This window comes from Prevotellamassilia timonensis (assembly GCF_021531665.1).
Lineage (GTDB): Bacteria > Bacteroidota > Bacteroidia > Bacteroidales > Bacteroidaceae > Alloprevotella.
This window is the reverse complement of the sequence record NZ_JADYUH010000016.1, coordinates 17,479-39,769: the sequence shown is the minus strand read 5'-3', so window position 1 is coordinate 39,769 and position 22,291 is coordinate 17,479. Positions and strand designations below refer to the sequence as shown.

Annotated in this window: 13 protein-coding genes and 1 tRNA gene; 12 read left to right on the top strand and 2 right to left on the bottom strand. The window is 52.1% G+C overall.

The genetic code is table 11. The annotated features are described in order from the left end of the window. Positions 1-166: 166 nt before the first annotated feature. Positions 167-3,556, top strand: coding sequence for an SNF2-related protein (locus tag I6E40_RS04590; RefSeq protein WP_235385725.1), 3,390 nt, complete (start codon positions 167-169; stop codon positions 3,554-3,556). A 116-nt stretch (positions 3,557-3,672) separates the two neighbouring features. Next, complete coding sequence (locus I6E40_RS04585; RefSeq protein WP_235385724.1) at positions 3,673-4,374, top strand: acyl-[acyl-carrier-protein] thioesterase; 702 nt, start codon at positions 3,673-3,675, stop codon at positions 4,372-4,374. Positions 4,375-4,916: 542 nt separating this feature from the next. Here I6E40_RS04585 and I6E40_RS04580 read toward each other — a convergent pair. Together I6E40_RS04580 and I6E40_RS04575 are read right to left on the bottom strand one after the other, a co-directional pair. Next, on the bottom strand, positions 4,917-5,627 hold the full coding sequence (locus I6E40_RS04580; RefSeq protein ID WP_235385723.1) for a porin family protein: 711 nt from the start codon (positions 5,625-5,627) through the stop codon (positions 4,917-4,919). A gap of 258 nt (positions 5,628-5,885) precedes the next feature. After that, a complete protein-coding gene (locus I6E40_RS04575) occupies positions 5,886-6,053 on the bottom strand; it encodes a DUF362 domain-containing protein (protein WP_235385722.1) in 168 nt (55 codons plus the stop codon). A gap of 423 nt (positions 6,054-6,476) precedes the next feature. On the opposite strand from I6E40_RS04575, the gene holB reads away from it, so the two are divergent. The 10 genes from holB to I6E40_RS04525 all read left to right on the top strand — a co-directional run bounded on the left by holB (position 6,477) and on the right by I6E40_RS04525 (position 20,944). Further along, the gene (gene holB / locus I6E40_RS04570) at positions 6,477-7,604 is read left to right on the top strand and encodes a DNA polymerase III subunit delta' (protein WP_235385721.1); all 1,128 of its coding nucleotides are present in this window, start codon (positions 6,477-6,479) and stop codon (positions 7,602-7,604) included. Positions 7,605-7,652: 48 nt separating this feature from the next. Then, positions 7,653-9,026 (top strand): regulatory iron-sulfur-containing complex subunit RicT, encoded by a 1,374-nt coding sequence (ricT, locus tag I6E40_RS04565; RefSeq protein WP_410897034.1) that lies wholly within the window; start codon positions 7,653-7,655, stop codon positions 9,024-9,026. 81 nt (positions 9,027-9,107) lie between these two features. Further along, positions 9,108-9,599 carry a gliding motility lipoprotein GldH gene (locus I6E40_RS04560; protein ID WP_235385720.1) on the top strand — a complete coding sequence of 164 codons (492 nt, stop codon included), beginning with the start codon at positions 9,108-9,110 and terminating at the stop codon, positions 9,597-9,599. Between the two features lie 154 nt (positions 9,600-9,753). Next, entirely contained in the window at positions 9,754-10,362 is a 609-nt protein-coding gene (locus I6E40_RS04555) for a MarC family protein (RefSeq protein WP_235385719.1), read from the top strand. A 109-nt stretch (positions 10,363-10,471) separates the two neighbouring features. Continuing rightward, positions 10,472-10,546 (top strand) — tRNA-Pro (locus I6E40_RS04550). Positions 10,547-10,667: 121 nt separating this feature from the next. After that, positions 10,668-11,540 (top strand): hypothetical protein, encoded by an 873-nt coding sequence (locus tag I6E40_RS04545; protein WP_235385718.1) that lies wholly within the window; start codon positions 10,668-10,670, stop codon positions 11,538-11,540. A 1,561-nt stretch (positions 11,541-13,101) separates the two neighbouring features. Further along, positions 13,102-14,367 (top strand): DUF4105 domain-containing protein, encoded by a 1,266-nt coding sequence (locus I6E40_RS04540; RefSeq protein ID WP_235385717.1) that lies wholly within the window; start codon positions 13,102-13,104, stop codon positions 14,365-14,367. A gap of 9 nt (positions 14,368-14,376) precedes the next feature. After that, positions 14,377-15,981: an alkaline phosphatase family protein gene (locus I6E40_RS04535; RefSeq protein ID WP_235385716.1), complete on the top strand. Its 1,605-nt coding sequence runs from the start codon at positions 14,377-14,379 to the stop codon at positions 15,979-15,981. A gap of 68 nt (positions 15,982-16,049) precedes the next feature. Beyond that, entirely contained in the window at positions 16,050-19,415 is a 3,366-nt protein-coding gene (gene secA, locus I6E40_RS04530) for a preprotein translocase subunit SecA (RefSeq protein WP_235385715.1), read from the top strand. A 179-nt stretch (positions 19,416-19,594) separates the two neighbouring features. Beyond that, positions 19,595-20,944: an alpha-L-fucosidase gene (locus tag I6E40_RS04525; RefSeq protein ID WP_235385714.1), complete on the top strand. Its 1,350-nt coding sequence runs from the start codon at positions 19,595-19,597 to the stop codon at positions 20,942-20,944. Positions 20,945-22,291: the final 1,347 nt, after the last annotated feature.

The window sequence follows — 22,291 nt, the reverse complement described above, 5'->3', positions numbered from 1 at the left end:
CTCTTAGGCTATTATTCCCATCTATTTTAAGAATCGTTGTTTATGGTTGTCTGACAGGTGTACAAGTTCCTGTTAGAGGTGCTGTGTATAAGACGTAACATGTTATAATTGAATCTATAAACTGAAAATTAACGAAGTATTGCTGAATTTGAAAAGAACTTGAAACATGGCAACAAAATACGGAAAGACATGGTGGGGCGAGCAATGGCTCGGTGCACTAAAGAATATTGATTATAGTAACCGATTACCTCGTGGCGCTTCATATGCTCGTAACGGCATGGTGCAGGAGATAAAATTCTTGGGCAACATCATTAGCGCAAAAGTGAAAGGAAGCCGTCGCACGCCCTATAGCGAGACCATCAAACTGCCCGAGTTCTCGTCGAAGGATATTGACAAACTCATCAAACTGATACTGGAACAACCTGTCGTGCTGAGCAAACTCTTCAACCGTCAGTTGGATGAATCGTTGGCAAAGATGGCTGAAGAGGCTGGTATGCCATTGTTCCCCAAGCAATGGAAGGACTTGAAGATGAGCTGCTCATGTCCTGACTGGGCAGTGCCTTGCAAGCATCTGGATGCCGTCATCTACAAAACGAGCATGGAGATTGACAATAATCCGTTCCTCGTATTCTCGCTGCATGGCGTTGATCTGATGGCGGAGCTGGAGAAGCGCGGCATAACAGCTGCCGACTCCACAGAGATGATGGAGGTGGAGAATACGAGTGCGGTGTATGCCACGATGGAACAGATGCAGCTGAGGAAAGTGCCCGAACTGATGCCCGACTACACATTGCTCTCTGATCTTGCATTGCCGTTGTCCAGTCTTCTGCCATCGTCGCCTGCGTTTTGTCATAATGGCGATTTCCAACAGGCCTACCAAAGGGAACTGTTATATATAAGTAAGGTGGCAACAAAGGTGTTGCAGGATAAGCAGAAACTGTTTGAAGCTACCGGCGGCAAGACTCTGAACAAACGAGAAGTTGTATCAGTTGACGATGTTTGCCCTCCCCTGCTTCAACAACTGCTCGACATCAACATTGACTTTCTGCGTGACTATGATGATTCTATTGTAGCCCTTCGCAGTGTGCTCATCTGTGCGCTTCAACTAATAGCGCATGGTTGCGTAGTTCCACAGATTTACTATGACCTTGTGATCAGCAAAGGACGTGGACGTGCAAAGGCTAAGGAAGAGAAAGAATACCACATTATATGGCAACCTGCCATGATTGACGAAGCCACCCGAAGCATTATTGGCAGACTGGGACAGAACAAGGAACTTGTCAGCAAGATGGTAACATCGGTCGTTCCTATGCTATCGCATGAGAGCAAAGATGAGCTGTTCTATGGTTTGTTCTTCAAAGCTGAGTGTTCGCGCTTCAATGGTATCGGAGAAACGAATACCCCCGGCGGCATACGCTCATGGCTTGACCGTTACTTTATGCAGAACAAGCATCAGGTGACATTCTTTATTGACGAGACGGACAAAGGCTTTGCCGTGAATGTCGAGGCGGATGACCATCCGCTGGAGGATGTGATGACAAAGAAGGCTTACTCATCAAGCAGGATGGAGATACTGCGTCAGCTTGCCATCCTATGCGACATAGTTGACGGACTTGACGCTTACATCAACGACAAGGGCAAGAGAAGCATTGAGTTCACGATGCAAACTTTCCCAACATTCCTGCTGCAAGTGATTCCTGCCATGCGACTGCTCGGCGTGAGCGTCATCATGCCAAAGGCATTGCAGACACTTATACATCCACAAATATCGGTAAAACTGAAATCGAAAGGGAGGGATTCAAATGGATTCCTGTCAATGGGCGACCTGCTTGACTTCAACTGGCAAGTCGCTGTGGGCAATGTGTTTCTGTCACCCGAACAATTTGACAGATTGCTCGGTCATGCGAGTGGATTGCTACGATTCAAGGAACAATACGTTTATGTTGACGAGGCGGGAATGTCGAAACTTCAGAAAGTGCTGAATGCTCCACCGAAGATCAAGCCAGGCGAACTGTTGCAAGCGGCTCTTTGTGGTGAGTACAAGGGAGCGCCTGTAGAACTGACCGATGAGGTGCGCGAACTCATAAGACAATTTACATCACAGAGCGTCATACCTCTGCCAGAAAATATCAATGCAAAGTTGCGACCCTATCAGGAACGAGGCTTCTCATGGATGTATCGTAATATGAAAATAGGCTTCGGCAGTATCATAGCTGATGACATGGGTCTTGGCAAGACCCTGCAGGTCATTACCCTTTTGGCAAAAATGAAGGAAGAGGGCGCAATGGACAAGAAGAAAGCGCTTGTGGTAGTGCCAACAGGTTTGCTGCACAACTGGCAGGCGGAGGTGAAGCGCTTCGCTCCCGGGCTGACCACTGGTGTATATCACGGTACGGCACGTGACCTGAAGGACGTGGTCTGCAAGAATGCTGACATTATCCTCTCGACATATGGTGTGGTGCGCTCTGACGCCGACATTCTGAAGAAACAGAAATGGCAAGTGCTCGTCATAGATGAAGCACAGAACATCAAGAACAGCGATGCTGCACAGAGCAAGGCTATACGCAGCATCCCAGCCAATTGTTACATCGCCATGAGTGGTACACCGGTGGAGAATCGCTTGTCGGAATTCTGGAGTATCATTGACTTTACAAACAAGGGCTATCTTGGTTCGGCAAAGGACTTCTCCGATTCATACGCGAAGCCTATACAGAAGTATGGAGACAGTCATGTGGCAGAACGTTTCCGCAAGGTGACAGCTCCGTTCCTGATGCGACGGCTGAAGACGGACAAGAGTATCATCAGCGACCTTCCTGATAAGATAGAACGTAACGAGTTGGCATCGCTTACTCCAGAGCAGGCTGCTCTATACCAGGAGACCGTCAACAAATGTATGGCGGTCATAGAGAGCATGGAGGGAGAAGACAGCCAGGCTCTTTTCAAGCGTCAGGGACTTATCCTGCAGATGATGCTTGCCTTGAAGCAGATTTGCAATCATCCGACGCAGTATCTCAAGGACAACCGTATGGATGCAACCCTGTCGGGAAAGACGGAAATGTTGCTCGATATGCTTCGTAGTATCATTGATGCAGACGAGAAGGTACTTATCTTCACGCAGTTCCGCGAGATGGGCGATTTGCTCCGGCACTTCATCCGTACCACTCTTGATGAAGAACCGATGTTCTATCATGGTGGATGCTCATTGAAACAGCGCCAGGAAATGGTTGACCGTTTCCAGAACAACCGCAACGACCGCATCTTCATACTTTCATTGAAGGCAGCCGGTACTGGTCTCAACCTCACGGCAGCAACTCACGTCATACATTACGACCTCTGGTGGAATCCTGCAGTAGAGGCTCAGGCAACAGACCGCGCATATCGTATAGGTCAGCACAAGAACGTACAGGTGCATCGCTTTATCACGCAAAACACTTTCGAGGAACGCATTGATGCTATGATACAAGAAAAGAAACATCTTGCTGACCTCACAGTATCTACAGGCGAGAGTTGGATTGGAAAACTTTCAAACAAGGAACTGCACGAAATCTTTGGATGAGCAATGTACTTGTAGAAAAAATTGCTTTATGCCGACGATATTGAAGACAACGGCCATACATGGACATCACTTTGAAATTCAGAGACAATATATAAACAAAATATGAATAAAGCCCAATGTATAAGATAGCAGAACAATGTACCCCAACAAGGGTGGATGAGAATAAGCGACTGAAACTGTTCTCGGCGTTTCAGATGATGCACGACTGCGATGATCTTTGGATAGATTCAGAGCCTTACGCTAAAGAGGTCTTTGAGAAGGAGCATCGTGCCCAGCTATTGGCTGCACGTCAGGTTGACATCATCCGAGTGCCGGAACTCCGCGAGAAGCTGACAATATCCACAAGTATCTATGAGTGCAAGCCACTCTTTGGATTCCGTAATGACATCATCCGTGATGAACAAGGTGATCCATGTTACGTGAGCTACAGCATGGGGGCATTCATCGACTTACAGACAGCAAAGCTGAGTCCTCTGCCACAAGAGATGATCGACTCGTTGACCATGGACGAGAAGTATCCGATGGAATACTGTGACCGTCGTGTACGTCTGCCAAAAGTGGAACCAACAGTATGTGCTCCTGTCGTGGTCACACGTGATGACATTGATTACAATCACCACATGAACAACTGTTGCTACATCCGTATTGCTCAGGAACTTATCCCTTCTGACTTCAATATCAAACGAGTTAGGATAGAGTATAAAGTGGCAGCACGTCAGGGCGAAGAACTCACTCCCCTCGTTTATGTGGATGATAACAAGTATTACATCGAACTGAAATGCGAGCGCGGAACATGCGCCGTAATTGCTTGTGAATAAATATTGCCCCCGCAGTACAACTCTACGACGTAGATGTCACTGAAATGCTCGCTCTCTCTCTCACTGACAACGGAGGCTCTTCACTCGGCAGTGGAGACTTCGGAGATAGCGGTGATTTTGAATACTGCTCCGACAAGAAAGACTATTGGGAACACGAGTGGTGATTCACCGCGTGTTACTAATCCATCTTGATATGAAAAGGGAGTGCTCCGTGTGGGGCACTCCCTTTTTGAAGGTTTATGGGGTGTTCTAACCCAAGATTGACCTTCAAATCTCCATTTTTTCTGCTGTTCAGGACTTTGCGATTTTCATTTGCGGCGCTGACGCACCGCGCACGGGGGAGTTCGGTGTCGGAACGGTGTCGGAGCGGTTTCGGAGCGGCGCTGACGCACCGCGCACGGGGAGAGTTCGGTGTCAGAGCGGTGTCGGAGCGGCGCTGACGCACCGCGCACGGGGAGAGTTCGGTGTCGGAACGGTGTCGGAACGGTGTCGGAGCGGTGTCGGAGCGGTGTCGGAGCGTGTGTCAGAAGGGTGGGTTTTCCCTATTCAAAATAGAAGTTGAGGGTGACCATGCCGAGTGTGGCTTTGTCGATGCTTTGGGTGTAGATTTTTTGTGTGGGGTCGGTGAGGTCGTTGCGTGTTTTTTGTAGGACGTTGTTGAGTCCGAAGCTGAATTTCAGTTCGGGAATGAATTTGAAGAAGGGCAGATAGATGTCGCAGCCCAGACCTGCTTCCAGCATGAGGGTGAAGGGGCGCGTTTTGATGAGTGTGCGTTTGCCTGTGGTGAGGTCATACATTGGCGAGACGCCTGCCACGACGTAGGGGCGGTAGTTGTTGAAGCGCGGCGCGGCAATTTTGAAGTGCGTGGGAACGGCAAGGTAGCATGATTTCAGATCCACGCTTTTCGTTTCGCCACTGCCGAGTTCGCGGAGTTCAATGTGTTTTGAGCCAAAGTAGAGGGAGGGGGTGAGTCGGAGTGCCACGTGATTCGTGAGTTTCCATTCTCCGAGTACGCCGACAGAGAATCCGAAGTTGGTTCGGTCGGTGGAGGCAACCCATTGCTCTCCGGTTTCGGGAGAGATGAATCCATTGTTTTGCAGGTCAAGGGAGAGGTCGTGTCCGCCGACGAAGAAACCGTAGTGAAAACGTCGCTCATCGATGAAGGGTTTGTTCTGGACACGACGTTGCTGGGCGTGACTTGCGAGAGTCAAGCCGAGACAGGTCAGCAGAAGAATGAAACGACGTTTTTTCATGAGAGAAGGAAATGTTGGTGAACTCCGCAGGGCGGGGACTTTTTGCGCCGGCAGTTGCTTGCTTTTTCCGCGAGTCATTGCGCCGGCAGTTGCATTTTGCAGTGTGATGACCCTTTGAAAAAAACGCGCGTTGCGCGGTTTTATTGTGCTGATTTTTTGCTTGTCACAAAAAAAGAGGCTGTGTTCGGACGTTTTGTTGTCTGACACAGCCTCGTTTCGGGAGTTTGTGGGACGTTGCGAGTTGCAACGTGAACTTTTTTATGCCAAAGAAATGGCGCCGGAGGGGCACACATCGGCACAAGTGCCGCATTCCACGCAAACTTCGGGGTCGATTGAATACTTTTCGCCTTCAGAGATTGCACCTACTGCGCATTCGTCGATGCAAGTGCCACATGCGATGCAGTCGTCGCTAATTACGTAAGCCATAGTGATTGATTTTTTGATTGTTATTTGAATGATGAGTTAAGAAGAATGTTCAATTGCAATTTGCCGTGCGGGCGTATGTTGAAAAGGGGGAGGGCATGAGCGAGGAACTGCTTTTTGCAGTCGATTCCTTCCGAAAAGCTGCGGTTTTGGCAGTCATTTCTCCTCAGAGTGCCCCTCTTCGCGAAGCAAAGTTACATATTTCTGACATACGGCGAAGTCTTCCCGCGTTTTTTTCATAATTTTGCTTCGCGAAGTTTGAAAAGAATCCGAACCGTCTTGCTCTTTCGGGTTGAAGATTCCGTTTTTTCAGAGCGGTGATGTTTTCAGCTGATGTGTTAGACGTATATATAATAAGGTATATATAAGAAGTATTGAGGCGGTTCTCTCATTCCGCCGGCGTTTGTCGGTAAAATTCAGGAGCAAATGTTTTTCAAAGATGTGATTGGTCAAGCCGATGTGAAGGCGCGCCTCTGGCAGATGTTGCGTGAGGAGCGTGTTCCTCATGCGCTTCTTTTTGCCGGTCCCGAGGGCAGTGGTAAACTTGCCATGGCTTTGGCGTTTGCTTCTCGTTTGTTGTGCAAGAGTCCCGGTGTGGAGGAGAGTTGCGGACACTGTCAGGCGTGTCATCAAAGCGCGCGTTTGATTCATCCCGACCTTCATTTTGTTTTTCCTGTCATTCGTCCTGCGGGAAAGAGTGGGGCGGCGGTGAGCGACATGTTTCTGCCGCAATGGCGCGAGCAGATGGCGACGACGCCCTATTTCTCTCGTCAGACCTGGCTCGCTCGCATGGGTGTTGAGAATCAACAGTCCTTCATTGGCGTGGCGGAGGCAAACAGTCTCATCACGAAGCTCTTCACTGTCAGCAGTCAGGGTGGCTATCGCGTTGTCATCGTTTGGCTTGCCGAGCAAATGAACGAAGAAACCGCCAACAAACTGCTGAAGATTCTTGAGGAACCGCCTGCCGGCACCGTTTTCATTCTCACGACGAACCACCCGGAGAAGATGCTTGCCACCATCCTCAGCCGTACGCAACGCATAGACTTCAAACCCATTCCGTCAGAGGAAATGGCTGAGGCATTGATGCAGCGTCACGGTTTGCAAGCCGATGATGCGCTCGCTGTGGCTCGTTCCGCCGCAGGCAGCTATGTCAAGGCATTGGAAGAAGTGACGAATGCTGCCGATGCTGCCTGTTTCTTCGACCAGTTCGTGTTGCTGATGCGCCTTTGCTACATGCGCAAGGTCAAAGACCTCTTTGAGTGGTCCGTGCAGCTTTCCCAGTGGGGGCGCGAGCGTCAGAAGGCATTTTTGGAATATGCGCAGCGCATGGTTCGCGAGAATTTCATCTACAATTTCGGGCGTCGCGAGTTGAACTTTCAGAACAAGAAAGAGGCTGACTTCAGTGTGCGTTTTGCGCGTTTCATCAACGAGCGCAACGTCATGGGCATCGCAGCCGAAATCTCTTCCGCCCAACGTGACATTGAACAGAACGTCAACCCTCGCATGGTCTTCTTTGACTTTGCTCTAAAAATGATTATGCTCCTAATTCGGTAGTCCGTTCATTGCACTGACTGCCCTTCAAAAGCTTATATTTTTCATTTCATGAATCAGAATCCTCATAATTCTCCCGACGCTCCTCTTTCTGAGACTTTGGAAAATGCTGCTCCGCTTCCCGCTTCGGAGAGCCCGTCGGCAGAAGTCCAGTCTGACGACACCGAGGGCTTGCGCCTTGCCGGTTGTCGTTGCTCCCATGTTTGTTGGGGGAACAAATATCTTTCCGCCCTTGATGCCCGCGGTTGCGGCAGAAGCGACCACCAACTGAACGTCTATGACTATTTGGCAGGCGTTCCCGGCAATTTGGACGCGACCGACTATGTTGAAGTTCAGTTCAAGAACACGCGCAAGGGGTTCTATCGCAACGATAATCACCTTGACCTCGTCAAGGGCGACATTGTGGCTGTCGAGGCGCAGCCCGGTCACGACATCGGCGTTGTCACGCTGACCGGCAGTCTCGTCCTGCTGCAAATGAAGAAGGCAAATCTCAAGCCCGGCACCGAGATTCGTCGTGTCTATCGCAAGGCACGTCCTGCCGACATGGAGAAGTATCACGAGACCAAGGCGCGAGAGTATGACACCATGCTGCGTGCTCGCCAAATCGCCAAAGACCTTGAGCTTCAGATGAAAATCGGCGATGTCGAGTATCAGGGCGACGGCAACAAAGCCATTTTCTACTACATTGCCGACGGTCGCGTCGATTTTCGCAAACTCATCAAGGTTCTTGCCGATGCCTTCCATGTTCGCATTGAAATGAAACAGATTGGTGCGCGTCAGGAAGCCGGTCGCATTGGCGGCATCGGTCCTTGCGGCAGAGAATTGTGTTGTGCGACGTGGATGAAGAACTTCAGTTCCGTCAGCACCGCTGCTGCCCGCTTCCAAGACATCACTCCCAATCCTCAAAAACTCGCCGGACAGTGTGCCAAACTCAAGTGCTGTTTGAACTATGAGGTGGACACCTACATGGAAGCGGCTCGTCGCCTGCCCGAACGCAGTCGCACGCTGGAGACGGCGGACGCTACCTACTATTTCTTCAAAGCGGATGTCCTCGCCGGCACCATCACCTACAGCACCGACCGCCGCATGGCAGTCAATCTTGTTGTCATTTCCGTGGAACGCGCTTGGCAGGTCATTGAGATGAACGCCGAGGGTCAGAAACCTCTTCGTCTCGAGTCTGACGATGAGCCGACACCGTCTCGCTCCCATGACCTCGCTGTGCAGGACGATTTGACGCGTTTCGACACCGCGAAGAAGAAAAACCGACGCAAAAAACGTGGCGGCGGTCGCAGTGGCGAAGAGGGAGCTCTCGAAGGAGAACGCGAGAGTGAACCGAGAGACAACGAACGTGGCGGACAGCGCCAAGGTCATCGCAAGTCTCGTCCCTTCCGTGACGGACGCGGCGGAAGAAAACAAGAGCGATGAAAATCTTCTGAGAGACAAAACGTCTCCTGATTGCGAGGGGACGCATGCCTCTCGGCGCAGTCCCTTGAGAACGGAACAAAAATGAGAAGTCAGAGAAACTTTCGCGCGTATATATATATAATAGGAGTGTTTGCCCTTGCCGCGCTTTTGTTCGGTTGCGGGCGCAAGCCTCTTTTCTTTGCCTATTCCTCCACTTCTGTGGAAGGCTGGGAGCCCGGCGACACGCTCAAGTTCCATGTGGATTCCGTGGAGCAGGGTGGGGACTATCGCTTGAGCCTTTGGCTTCGCACTTCCGTCTCTGAACCCTATCCTTTCACCTCGCTCTGGCTTGTGATGCGCACGCAACTCCACCGTCCCGACACCTTGCTCTGCGACACCATTGAGTGTCGGCTGATCAACGAACAGGGAGAGAGCGTCGGTCACGGCATCAGTCTCTTTCAGTATTCTTTTCCTCTGAAATCACTCCATCTCCCGACGGGTTCCTCTGCCGACATCCGGATTTTCCACATCATGCGCCGCGAAGTCCTGCCCGGCATCACCGACGTGGGCGTGCGCTTTGACCCCGCCTTTTGAGTGGCGCGATGGAAGCAGACATATTGGTCATAGGGGTGTTCTATAGATTAGTCATTCCAAGCACTGTCTTTTGAACGTTCCCTATTCCTTAATTTATAGAACACCCCATAAAATTACAGAACTCCTGACATTCTTTCAGCACATTCTTTTAGTCATGACACTCGATTATCTTTTTTCCCGCATCAGCATTCAGCAAATCATGAGTGCTTTCATTGTGCTCTTTGCTGTCATTGATGTGTTGGGCTCCACTCCGATTTTCATCAATCTCAAGCAGCAGGGTCGTCCCGTCAACGCTTGGAAAGCCACGATCATTTCTTTGGTGTTGCTGGTTACTTTCTTCTATGCCGGCGACATCTTGTTGAGGCTTTTCAACGTAGATATTGAGTCGTTCGCCGTTGCCGGCAGTCTTGTCATCTTCCTGATGAGTTTGGAGATGATTCTCGACATTGAGATTTTCAAGAACCAAGGTCCCATCAAGGAGGCGACACTCGTTCCCGTTGTGTTCCCTCTCATTGCCGGTGCCGGTTCTTTCACCACGTTGCTTTCCCTCCGTGCGGAATTTGCGCAGGTCAACATTTTGATTGGTCTTTTGTTGAACATGATTTTCGTTTTCTGCGTGTTGAAAGCCACGGAAAAAGTTGAATCCTTGATTTCCAAAGCCGCCATCTATCTTCTAAGGAAGTTCTTTGGCATCATTCTTCTCGCCATCAGTGTTCGCCTCTTCACAGCCAATTTGAGTGCTTTGATTGCGAACTTCTCCTGAAAAGCGCGTGGGAAACGCCGAAAAAGAAGCTTTTTCAAAAAAATATTGCAGAAAAATCGCGGAAAACTTTGTCGGTTCAAAAGAAGTCCCTACTTTTGCATCCGCAATTCGGGATGTAGCTCAGTCCGGTTAGAGTACGCGTCTGGGGGGCGTGTGGTCGCTGGTTCGAATCCAGTCATCCCGACAAAGTTTGAAGGTGGTTGGTTGCTTTAGGCAACTTGCCACCTTCACTGTTTTCTTTCCGGGCGACGCGCCGATTCTTTGTCAGCAGAAAATTTCAAAAATCATCTAACACCTCACATACCATGGAAACCATCAGCAATCAAGAACTTTCAGTCAGCATCAGTGCCCTCGGTGCGGAGATTCAGTCCGTCCGCGACGTGCGCACAGGTCAGGAATATTGGTGGAACGGCGACGCTCGCTTTTGGAGTGGTCGTTCGCCTCTGCTTTTCCCCGTGGTCGGTCGCCTTTGGGACGACACCGCCCGCTTCGGTCGCACCACCACTCAGATTCCCAAGCACGGTGTGGTGCGCAAGGTGGAGTGGACCTTGGTCGAACAGAGCGAAACGCAGGTGACCTATCGTCGCATCGGCACCGTCGCCGACTTCACCGTCTTCCCCTTCTCGTGGACGTTGGAGGTGACCTATGTTCTCTCCGCTCGTCGTTTGGAAGCACGCTTCCGCGTCATCAACACCGGCAGTGGCGAGTTGCTCTTCCAGTTCGGCGGTCATCCCGCGCTCGCTTTGCCTGACTGCGCCGAAGATCGCGAGTGTGCCGGTTTTGTTCAGTTGGAAGGTGACCTCACTCACTTCCGTTTGGTTGGCGAGCAAGGTTGTGTCAGAGACGAAAAACTGCCGTTGGGAGAAATGTCCGAGGGTCTCGTGCCGCTCACCGTTTCGCGTTTCGCCCGGGAAGCCTTGATTTTTGACGAAGGTCAAGTGAAGGCAGCCACCTTGCTGCGTGTGGACAAGAGTCCCGTGGCACGTGTCGAGAGCACGGCTCCCGTTTGGCTTTTCTGGCGCCCCGTGGGAGAGAATGCCCCGTTCGTCTGCCCCGAACCGTGGTATGGTCTTTGTGACTATGAACACTATGCCGGTGACTTCTCCTCCCGTCCTTTCGTTCAGAAAGCAGCGCCCGGCAGTGACTGGACCGGCGGCTTCTCCGTTGAGTTCTTTTGAGAATACTTTTTGACAAGGAGGCTAAGTTTCTTCGACACGCACGCCCCCTTGCGGTTGATGAAAATCTCTTTCGAGCCGTTGATACCATTGCCGTCTGAGAGGACACCAATAGTTTGAAAAACCACACGAACCCTACACAGTTGCGACACCGACACCGTAGCTATGTAGGGTTCATTGTAACCTCGTTTCAATACTACACTATACGTAAATTAAAGGGGAAAGAAAAAACTATACAAACTATACACAAATCGCCACACAAACCCTACATCTTTCTGACTTTCCGCGCGTTACGAAATGTAAGGTTTGTGCTTCAAACTATGCACAAACTATACACAAACCCTACATTGAGAGACAAAGAGTCAAAGAGAGGAAGAGACAAAGAGTCAAAAAGACAAAGAGTCAAAGAGACAAAGAGACTAAGAGTCAAAGAGACAAAGAGACAAAGAGACAAAGAGACTAAGAGAGGAAGAGACAAAGAGTCAAAAAGTCAAAGAGAGGGAGAGACAAAGAGACTAAGAGTCAAAGAGATGGAGGAAGCATCTTAGCCTGGAAGGCTATACCGTGAATAACCCCGGGCAACGCCCGGGGATAGCTGGAGGCAAGGAAAGATTAGCCTGGAAGGCTATACGCCCGCGAAGATGGCGGCGGAAGCTGCTTTGAGTTGGCATCAATTCACTCCTGCGCGCCACTTCAGTGTATAGTTTGCGCTGCCAACTATACACAAACTATATATAAAACCATACATTGAGAGTCAAAGAGACAAAGAGTCAAAAAGTGCCGATTCAACTTTCAAGCAATATTATTCGCTTGTCATTGAACAAGCATTGAACAAGCATTGAACAAGCATTGAACAAGCATTGAACAAGCATTGAACAAGCATTGAACAACCTTTGAACAACCATTGAACAACCGTTGAACAAACCCTGTTCAAACCTGCTCAAACCATCAAACATACCTTCCCTGTCCCCGCCTGTTCCGTCATCGCCGCGACAAAGCCCTTCCCTTTAGGGAGGGGTTGGGGTAGGCTCTCCCCCAAAAACACCGTGCGCGGTGCATCAGCGCTGCTTCGTCATTTTTTTCTTAGTCTCCGTCACACTTTCCCGCTGACTCGTTACTTACCGCCCCTCGGGCGGTAAACATGCCGTTCCTCGGGCGGTAAACATGCCGTCCCTCGGGCGGTAAGTGACGAATCGGCACGCAGAAGTGACGAGATGCGCACGCAGAAGTAACAAATCGGCTTGCAGAATTGACGAGACGGCGCGCAGAAGTGACAGAACGGCGCGCGGAAGTGACGCAACACCGCAGACGGTCACTTTGAGAAGCGAAATTTCGACGGAAATTCCACAACCAAATCCAAACACACAACCGTTTGAACCTTTTGAACGCCCCTTATTGAATATCAGAACACTTTAACTTTCAGTAATTAGTTGTATCTTTGCAGCCGCTGAAGTGTCGTTTTCCGACAGTCAGCCGTGTGCTGCATCACAAAATTTACCATTTTCTTGCAGTGTGCAGGAACTCAAAACGCCGTTGCTGCGCGCTAACGACAAAGCCAATTCTTATGCTTCGCATTCTGCATATATTCCTTCTCGTTTTCCTCCTTGGCGGGTTCTCTTTCACCCGTCTCTGCGCCGTGCCCGTGCCGGTGGAGCCGAGGACGACGATAGACACACTTCAAACAGATTCACAAACCGTTGCTCCCAACGACTCGGTCATCGTCAGTGTCTTGACCGTGTCGCCGGGTTCTCGCATCTATGAACTCTACGGTCACACCGCCCTCCGAGTGCACGAGGTGCGCCCGGGACGTCACTCCGACTGGGTCTTCAACTACGGTACGTTCAACTTTGAGCAGCCGAACTTCATTTGGCGCTTCGTGCTGGGCGAGACGGACTATGAACTCGGCGTTGTCCCCTACGCTCTCTTCTATGACACCTACGTCAGAGAGGGACGCGGCATCACGGAACTGCGGCTGAACCTCACGCCCGACGAGGCGACACGTTTGGTCGATGCGCTTAGCGAGAATCTGTTGCCGCAGAATGCCACCTATCGCTACAGTTTCTTTGACGACAACTGCGTCACGCGTGCCATTCGCATCATTGAAGCGTCCGTCAGCGGGAAAGTGGTTTGGGAAGAAAACGTGGAGAAGAAGTCCTTGCGCGACTTGGTTCACGAGTTCTCCGCGCCGAATCCTTGGGACGAGTTCGGTCAAGACCTTCTGTTGGGTGCAGAGACCGACGAACCCGCCGGGTTGCAGCGTCAGATGTTCGCTCCGCTCTATGCCGAGCGTTTTCTTCAGCAGGCGAAAATCGTTTCCCCCGACGGTTCGGAGCGTCCGCTCATTTCGTCAAGTCTGACCTTGCTGCCACCGACGCGTTTAGTGCCCCCCGCAAGGTCCGTCACTCCGACCGTTGTCTTTTGCCTTCTCTTCGTTTTCACGCTCGGGCTAACCGTGTGGGAATGGCGCAAGCAGCGTTTCATCTATGTCTTTGATTTTCTGCTGCTCACGGCGCAAGGTTTTGTGGGACTGGTCATTGCCTTCCTCTTCTTCTTCTCGGCTCATCCGACGGTGGATTCCAACTGGCTCATTCTCCTTTTCAACCCGTTGCCCTTGGTGGCTGCGCCTTGGCTGTTGAAGCACGCCTCGCTGCGCCGTTTCTCCTGGGTCAGCGTGATGGAAGCCGTGTTGCTCCTGCTCTTCGCGGGCGTCGGCATCTTTGGGAATCAATATGTCGCTCCCGGCATCTGGTTCATTGCCGCTTCATTGACAGTGCGCACGGTCCGCGGACTCTGTTCAAAATCCCTTTTCTCGCAAAAACTTGCGAATTGATTCTTGCCCATGTCATTCAATTCTTCACATAAGAACCTTCCCGTGCCGCTGCTCTGGTCACTGCTGACAGCCATCACTGTGCTGTCGCCGGCTGAGGGTCGCGCCGCCGCCGCGGACAACCTGCCGCGCGTTGTCGTCAACATCCTCGTTGACCAACTTCGCACGGACTACATGAACGCCTTCATCCCTCTCTACGGCGAAGACGGTTTTGTGAGACTGCTGAAAGAGGGGAGGGTATATACGCATGCGGAATATCCTCACGCTCATCCCGACCGCGCTTCTGCCGCGGCGACGCTGGCGACAGGCACCACACCCTATAATCATGGGGTTGTCGGACTCCGTCGCCTTGACCGTGCCACCCTGCGTCCCGTGCGTTGCGCCGAAGATCCCGCCTTCCCCGGCGTGCAGACCTCGGATGCCGTGGCACCAACCTGTCTCGGCGTCTCCACCGTCAGCGACGAACTGAAGGTGGCGACGGAAGGCAAAGCACTCGTCTATTCCATTGCCCCCTATCGCGACGCAGCCATCCTCAGTGCAGGACACGCCGCCGACTGCGCCGTCTGGCTCGACGACAAAACAGGACGCTGGTGCACCACTTCCTACTATGCTTCCGTGCTTCCCGCCTGGGTCAATGTCCTGAACAGCAGTTCGCAGGCAGAGAAAGTCGCCTCGCTCGTCTGGACTCCCTACAATGACCTCGTCGGCAACTTTAGTTACTTCCTCTCGGGAGGCATGAAGAAACCCTTTGCCCACAAGTTCAAGGGCGACGGGCGCTTCGTGGCATACAAAACCAGCGGACTTGTCAATGAAGACGTCTGTGCCGCCGCCAGTGCCTGCGTGAACGGCACCATGATGGGGACGGACGCCGTGACGGACTATCTTGCCGTCACTTTCTATGCCGGCAACTTCGAACACGCCACCGCCGGACAGGCTCCGATGGAACTCCAGGACACCTACGTTCGCCTCGACCGCGCCATCGGGCGTCTCATGAAAAACGTTGAGACCAAAGTCGGCAAAGGAAACGCACTCTTCGTTGTCACGTCCACAGGCTACACCGACGAGGAAACCGCCGACCTCACCCCCTACAGAATCCCAACCGGCACCTTCGACATGGAGCGTGCGGCGGGCTTACTGAACATGTATCTCGTGGCGGTCTATGGGCAGGGGAACTACGTGGAAGCCACCTTTGGCACGCAACTCTATCTCAACCACAAACTCGTCGAGGACAAGCAAATCAACTTGGCGGAAATGTTGGAGCGCGTGCAGGACTTCTTGCTACAACTCTCAGGAGTGAAAGACGTCTATACCTCCACGCGCCTCATGCAAGGGGCTTGGACGCCCGGCATCAGCCGCATGCGAGGAGCCTATCATCCCAAATTCTCCGGAGACGTCCTCATTGAAGTCGCACCGGGCTGGCACTACGTCAACCCCTCCACCCGAGAGAACAAACTCGTCCGAGAATCCTACATTCCCTTCCCCGTCATCTTCCTCGGCACCGGATGCCAAACCGAGACCATCGGCACAGCCGTCACCATCGACTGCATCGCTCCGACCGTCTCCAAAGCCATCCGCATCCGAGCACCCAACGCCTGCAGCGTCGCACCGCTCTTCTGATGCATCGCATCCTTTTCCTATACCATATTATATATATATAAGACTCCTTACTCAGAAAATCACTCCTCATGGACATTAACAAAATACTCAGCAAACTTTTCGGCAACAAATCCACGCGCGACATGAAACTCATTCAGCCGTGGGTCGAAAAAATCAAGGCGGCGTCGCCCGCCATCGAAGCGTTGGACAATGACGCCTTGCGTGCCAAAACTCAGGAACTCCGAGCAAAAGTGCAAGCCTCGGCAAACGACCTGAAAGAGAAAATCGAAACTCTCAAAGCGAAGATTGAAGAGACACCCATCGAAGACCGCGAAGTCATCTTCAACCAAATCGACAAACTCGAAACGCAGGTGCTCGACCGCATGGAGGACGCCCTCACCGAGGTGCTCCCCGAGGTCTATGCTATCGTCAGAGAAACCGCAGCCCGCTTCGCCAAGAACGAAACCATTGAAGTCACCGCCAACGACTTCGACCGCGAACTCGCCGCTTCCCACGACTTCGTCAGCATCGAAGGCGACAAAGCCGTCTATTTCAACCACTGGGTTGCCGGCGGCAACGACATGAAGTGGGACATGATTCACTATGACGTGCAACTCTTCGGCGGCGTCGTCCTCACCCAGGGAAAGATTGCGGAAATGGCAACGGGTGAAGGAAAAACCCTCGTCGCCACCCTCCCCGTCTTCCTCAACGCGCTCACCGGAAACGGCGTGCACGTCGTCACCGTCAACGACTATCTTGCCAAGCGTGACTCCGAGTGGATGGGACCGCTCTACATGTTCCACGGTCTCTCCGTTGATTGCATCGACAAACATCAGCCCAACTCCGACGCCCGCCGCCGCGCCTATCAGGCTGACATCACCTTCGGAACGAACAACGAGTTCGGTTTCGACTACCTGCGCGACAACATGGCGATGAGCCCCAAAGACCTCGTGCAGCGTCGTCACAACTACGCCATCGTCGATGAGGTGGACTCCGTGCTCATTGACGACGCACGAACGCCGCTCATCATCTCCGGTCCCGTGCCCAAAGGCGACGACCAACTCTTTGAGCAATATCAGCCCCTCGTCGAAAAACTCGTCGAAGTGCAGCGCAAACTCGCCACACAACTCCTCGCAGAAGCCAAACAACTCATCGGCTCCGGCGACAAAGAAAAAGAAGAACAGGGTTTCCTCCAACTCTTCCGCAGCCACAAGGCGTTGCCCAAGAACAACCCACTCATCAAGTTCCTCTCCGAAACCGGAATCAAGGCGGGCATGCTCAAGACCGAGGAAATCTACATGGAGAACAACAACCGCCGAATGCCCGAGGCGGTCGAGCCGCTCTACTTCGTCGTGGACGAGAAGATGCACAGCGTCGATCTCACCGACAAGGGTAACAAATGGCTCGCAGACCAGGTGAAGGACGATGCACTCTTCGTGCTTCCCGACATCACCTCCGAACTCTCCCAACTCGAAGCCTCCCACCTCTCCGACGAGGAAAAAGTCACGAAAAAGGATGCCCTGCTTCAGGACTATGCCATCAAGTCGGAACGCGTTCACACCATCCTCCAACTCCTCAAAGCCTACACCATGTTCCGCATCAACGAAGAATATGTCGTGCTTGACGGACAGGTGAAGATTGTGGACGAACAAACGGGACGCATCATGGAGGGACGCCGCTGGAGCGACGGTCTCCACCAGGCGGTTGAAGCCAAAGAACACGTCAAGGTCGAAGCTGCCACCCAAACCTTCGCCACCATCACACTGCAGAACTATTTCAGAATGTACCACAAACTCGCGGGCATGACCGGTACGGCAAGCACCGAGGCAGGCGAGTTCTGGAACATCTATAAACTCGACGTCGTCGAAATCCCCACCAACCGTCCCGTCCAGCGCAAGGACATGAACGACCGAGTCTATAAGACGAAGCGTGAAAAATATGCTGCCGTCATCGAAGAAATCGAGAAGATGCGCCTCGCCGGACGCCCCGTCCTCGTCGGCACCACCAGCGTCGATGTGAGTGAGTTGCTCAGCCGCATGCTTGACTTCCGCCACATTCCTCATCAGGTGCTCAACGCCAAACTCCACCAGAAGGAAGCCGACATCGTCGCACGTGCCGGACAGAGTACCCTCGGAAAGGTCATCCTCACCGACAACGAAGGCAACAAACACGAAGAGGAACGCATGCTCGGCGCCGTCACCATCGCCACCAACATGGCGGGTCGTGGTACGGACATCAAACTCTCCGACGAGGTCAAAGCCGCAGGCGGTCTCGCCATCATCGGCACCGAACGCCACGAAAGCCGTCGTGTGGACCGTCAGCTCCGCGGACGTGCCGGACGTCAGGGAGACCCCGGCTCCTCCGTCTTCTTCGTCTCTCTCGAGGACAACCTCATGCGTCTCTTTGCTTCCGAGCGCATCGCCAAATTCATGGACAAACTTGGCTTCAAGGACGGAGAGATGATTGAGCACAAGATGATTAACAACAGCATCGAACGTGCCCAGCGCAAAGTGGAAGAAAACAACTTCGGCATTCGTAAACGCTTGTTGGAATATGACGATGTCATGAACAAACAGCGTACGCTTATCTATGCCAAACGCCGCCACGCCCTCATGGGCGAACGCGTCGGCATGGACATTGCCAACATGATTTGGGACCGCGTCATCAACATCATCGACCGCAACGACTATGTCGGCTGCCGCGAGGAGTTCATTGAGATTTTCGCCATGGAAGTGCCCTTCACGGAAGAGGAATTCAACGGAACGAAACGCGAAGAACTCTACGAAAAGACCTTCCAGGCGGCTGTCGCCCACTTCAAACGCAAAACCGACCGCCTCGCCGAAATTGCCAACCCCGTCATCAAGCAGGTTTTCGAAACGCAGGGAAATGTCTATGAGAACATCATGGTGCCCATCACCGACGGAAGACTCATGTATCAGATTCGCACGAATCTCAAAAAGGCATACGAGAGCGAAGCCAAGGAAGTCGTGAAGGACTTTGAAAAAGCCATCCTGCTCCACAACATCGACGATGCTTGGAAAGAGAACCTTCGCGAACTCGACGACTTGAAGAAGTCCGTGCAGAATGCTTCCTACGAACAAAAAGACCCGCTCGTGATTTTCAAACTCGAGAGCGTGAAACTCTTCGACGCCATGGTGAACCGCATCAACAACGAGACCGTCTCCACGCTGATGCGAGGACAGATTCCCGTCCAGGCACCCGAGGAAGTCAAGGAGGCTGCACCCGAACAGCGCACTCGCCAAGACAACCTCACCACTTCCCATGACTCGCTCGACAACGCCGGAGACCCCGAAGCGCGCGAGGCTGCGCAGCGCGACACCCGCCAGCAGGAACGCAGACCCATCATCAAGGACAACCTCCCCGGAAGAAACGATCCCTGCCCCTGCGGTAGTGGAAAGAAATTCAAAAACTGCCACGGCAAAGGCATCGTCTGATTCTTCCGAATGACCGAAGCGGGAAGTGCCGCCCCCTTCAAGAACACCCATCACAAAGAGTTGCTCCGGCGTTTCGGCTCCGGCGCAACTCTTTTCGCTTTTTGTAATTCCTAAATATTCCAAGAAAACATTCCTCTTTAGCGTTTCCTAAAGGGATGTTCCAAGAAAATTCCTCCACCATGAAAAACATTTCGTTCCACTTCCTCCGCCTACTCGCGCTCTTCCTCCTTCTCCCGTTGCTCCCCGTCCGCACCGTCGCACAGGAGACCTACGTCCCCTCGCCCGAAAACCTCGAAGCCCGAAAACTTTTTGCCGAGCGACGCTTCGGCATCTTCATCCACTGGGGAATCTACAGCCTCTTCGCACAGGGCGAGTGGTTCATGACCAACGCCAACATCAACTGCCGAGAATATGCCAAGGCGGCGCAGGCGTTCTATCCGCACCGCTTCAACGCCGAGCAGTGGATTGCCGCCTTCCGCGATGCCGGAGCGAAATATGTCTGCTTCACCTCCCGCCACCACGATGGCTTCTCTATGTGGAAAACCGACTGCTCGGACTACCACATCGGTAACACGCCCTACGGCAAGGACATCATCGCCCGGCTCGCCGACGCTTGTCATGAAAACGACATGGGCTTTCATCTCTACTATTCTCACCTCGACTGGACGCGAGAGGACTATCCGATTGGGCGCACGGGACGCGGCACGGGACGCAAGGGACAGGCGGACTGGAACAGTTACTTTCGCTTCATGAACAACCAACTGACGGAGTTACTGACGCGCTATGGCAAGGTCGATGCCATTTGGTTTGACGGAATGTGGGACCACGACCGGGACTCCGTGCCTTTTGATTGGCAACTCGCGCAGCAATATTCCCTCATCCATCGCCTCCAGCCGGCTTGTCTGATTGGCAACAACCACCACCTGACGCCCTTCCCCGGCGAAGACATCCAACTCTTTGAGCGCGACGTGCCGGGTGAAAACAAAGCGGGGCTTTCCGGACAGGAAATCAGCCGCCTCCCTCTTGAAACCTGCCAAACGATGAACGGAATGTGGGGCTACAAGGTGAGCGACACAAACTACAAATCCTCCGCGCAACTCATTCGCCTTTTGGCACGCACCGCTGCCAAGGGCGCGAACCTCCTCCTCAACGTTGGACCGCAACCGGACGGAAGCCTGCCCGAAACGGCACTTTCAAGACTGAAAGAAATGGGGGAGTGGTTGCGAGCCAACGGGGAGGCGATTTATGCCACGGAGGGCTGCGACTGGGTTGCCGGCGACACCGTTGTTTGTACGAAAAACGCCGATGCGCTTTTCATCCATCTCCTCTCTGAGAACGTGGACGCCGTCACAGGCATCCCTCTCGCCAAAAGACCAAAGTCTGTCACGGTTCTCACCTCCGGCGAGAAACTGCCCTTCACCTTCAAAAACGGAACACTGAACATCACCAATCTCCGAAATTTGCACCGAGGAGAAAATGCCGCCTCCCGCGCCGCCTCTTGTGCGGATCTTGTTCTCAAAGTGCGCTGACAAACTCAACTTGCTCCCTCGCCTTCAGCCTCGCCGTCGTTTCAGAACTCAAAAGGCTTCCCTTCATGCCAGCAAATATCTCATCACCGGTTGCAGCAATTGGTCGTAGAGTTTCTGCCCGTAGCGTTTCCTTGTCGCGGAAGCAGCCAACAGCATGGGCATGAACATAAAATCGGAATGATTGACCCATTGCCTGAATCCGTCATTAGGCTTGAGGGGTGTTCTAAAAATTAGGTTGAGTTGATTTTTGAGCTCTTAGAGATGCCTTTCTAAGAGAAAACCTTTTCCACACCCAAGGCGGTTTTTCGGTTTTAACACTTCTTGCTTTTGGCGACGAAATGTATTATATTTGTACAGAGATATGGGAGGAGCCTCGGCTTCTCCCTTTTTTCGTCATTTTCCCTTTAAAAACGGGGATTTTAGGAGCGCATCCGGGAAAAATTTGCCTTCCTCTAATTTTGATTTGCCTTCCTCAAATTTTTCTTTCCCTTCCTCTAAGTAAAACTAAGCACCGAGTAGGCAAAATTTGGAGGCGGAAAGTGTTCCCGAAGGTTAAAAATGTTAATGCCTAATCGCTGAAAAAACGCTCAAAATTGTTGGTTTTTTCGGCGTGCTCTTTCCTCTTTCCTCTCCAAGAATGCTCATGAATGGGTTCATCAAAGCGGCTTTCATTTTTGGGGGGCACGAATTGATTGTTTGAACAAGGATTGAACAAGGATTGAACAAGGATAGAACAAGAATTGTTCAGAATTAATGAGACAATTAATGGGCATTAATGGAGAAACATTTCTTGCTTGGAGCGCACCCTTTTTGAACCCCTTTTGAAACATTAATGTTCATGAATTTGATTCATTAAAAAGCCATTAATTTGTTTTGGAACACGAAACGCGCGAAATCTTCAGAAATTGAACGAATGAATGAAAGACAAAAACCGGAAAAACCCCTTGCGCTTGATGCAAACGGCTCTGACGAGCCTTTGATGCTGTGCCGGCTGGAAATTCCCGAGCAAGCTCTGAATTTTCAGTCTGCCACATCATCTCCCTGTCGGGTTGCATCCATCGCAAGGCGATAAACAAAACCTTTTCCCGGCAGGAACCGCATCTTATCTGTGAATTCATCAAGTGCAAAGCCGCAGCGACTAAGCCGCAGTAAGGCGGAGTAGGTGGCGAATTCATCGCACTACCATTGAACGGTTTATTTCTGTTTATCGCCTTGAAGAGAATGGCAGCCTTCTGAAAGAAGGCACGGGGGATGCTGTCGGTTGGGCGTTAAGAGCTTGCTCTTATAAGACCAAAACGGAAGCATCACAGCAGCGGCGCAGCCGTCATACTCTTCAAGGGGTTTTCT

Coding starts and splice junctions, on each gene's coding strand:
- I6E40_RS04535 (WP_235385716.1), top strand. CDS start 14,377: ATGTCATTCAATTCTTCACATAAGAACCTTCCCGTGCCGCTGCTCTGG.
- ricT (WP_410897034.1), top strand. CDS start 7,653: ATGAATCAGAATCCTCATAATTCTCCCGACGCTCCTCTTTCTGAGACT.
- I6E40_RS04555 (WP_235385719.1), top strand. CDS start 9,754: ATGACACTCGATTATCTTTTTTCCCGCATCAGCATTCAGCAAATCATG.
- I6E40_RS04525 (WP_235385714.1), top strand. CDS start 19,595: ATGAAAAACATTTCGTTCCACTTCCTCCGCCTACTCGCGCTCTTCCTC.
- I6E40_RS04540 (WP_235385717.1), top strand. CDS start 13,102: ATGCTTCGCATTCTGCATATATTCCTTCTCGTTTTCCTCCTTGGCGGG.
- I6E40_RS04560 (WP_235385720.1), top strand. CDS start 9,108: ATGAGAAGTCAGAGAAACTTTCGCGCGTATATATATATAATAGGAGTG.
- I6E40_RS04580 (WP_235385723.1), bottom strand. CDS start 5,627: ATGAAAAAACGTCGTTTCATTCTTCTGCTGACCTGTCTCGGCTTGACT.
- I6E40_RS04575 (WP_235385722.1), bottom strand. CDS start 6,053: ATGGCTTACGTAATTAGCGACGACTGCATCGCATGTGGCACTTGCATC.
- secA (WP_235385715.1), top strand. CDS start 16,050: ATGGACATTAACAAAATACTCAGCAAACTTTTCGGCAACAAATCCACG.
- holB (WP_235385721.1), top strand. CDS start 6,477: ATGTTTTTCAAAGATGTGATTGGTCAAGCCGATGTGAAGGCGCGCCTC.
- I6E40_RS04590 (WP_235385725.1), top strand. CDS start 167: ATGGCAACAAAATACGGAAAGACATGGTGGGGCGAGCAATGGCTCGGT.
- I6E40_RS04585 (WP_235385724.1), top strand. CDS start 3,673: ATGTATAAGATAGCAGAACAATGTACCCCAACAAGGGTGGATGAGAAT.
- I6E40_RS04545 (WP_235385718.1), top strand. CDS start 10,668: ATGGAAACCATCAGCAATCAAGAACTTTCAGTCAGCATCAGTGCCCTC.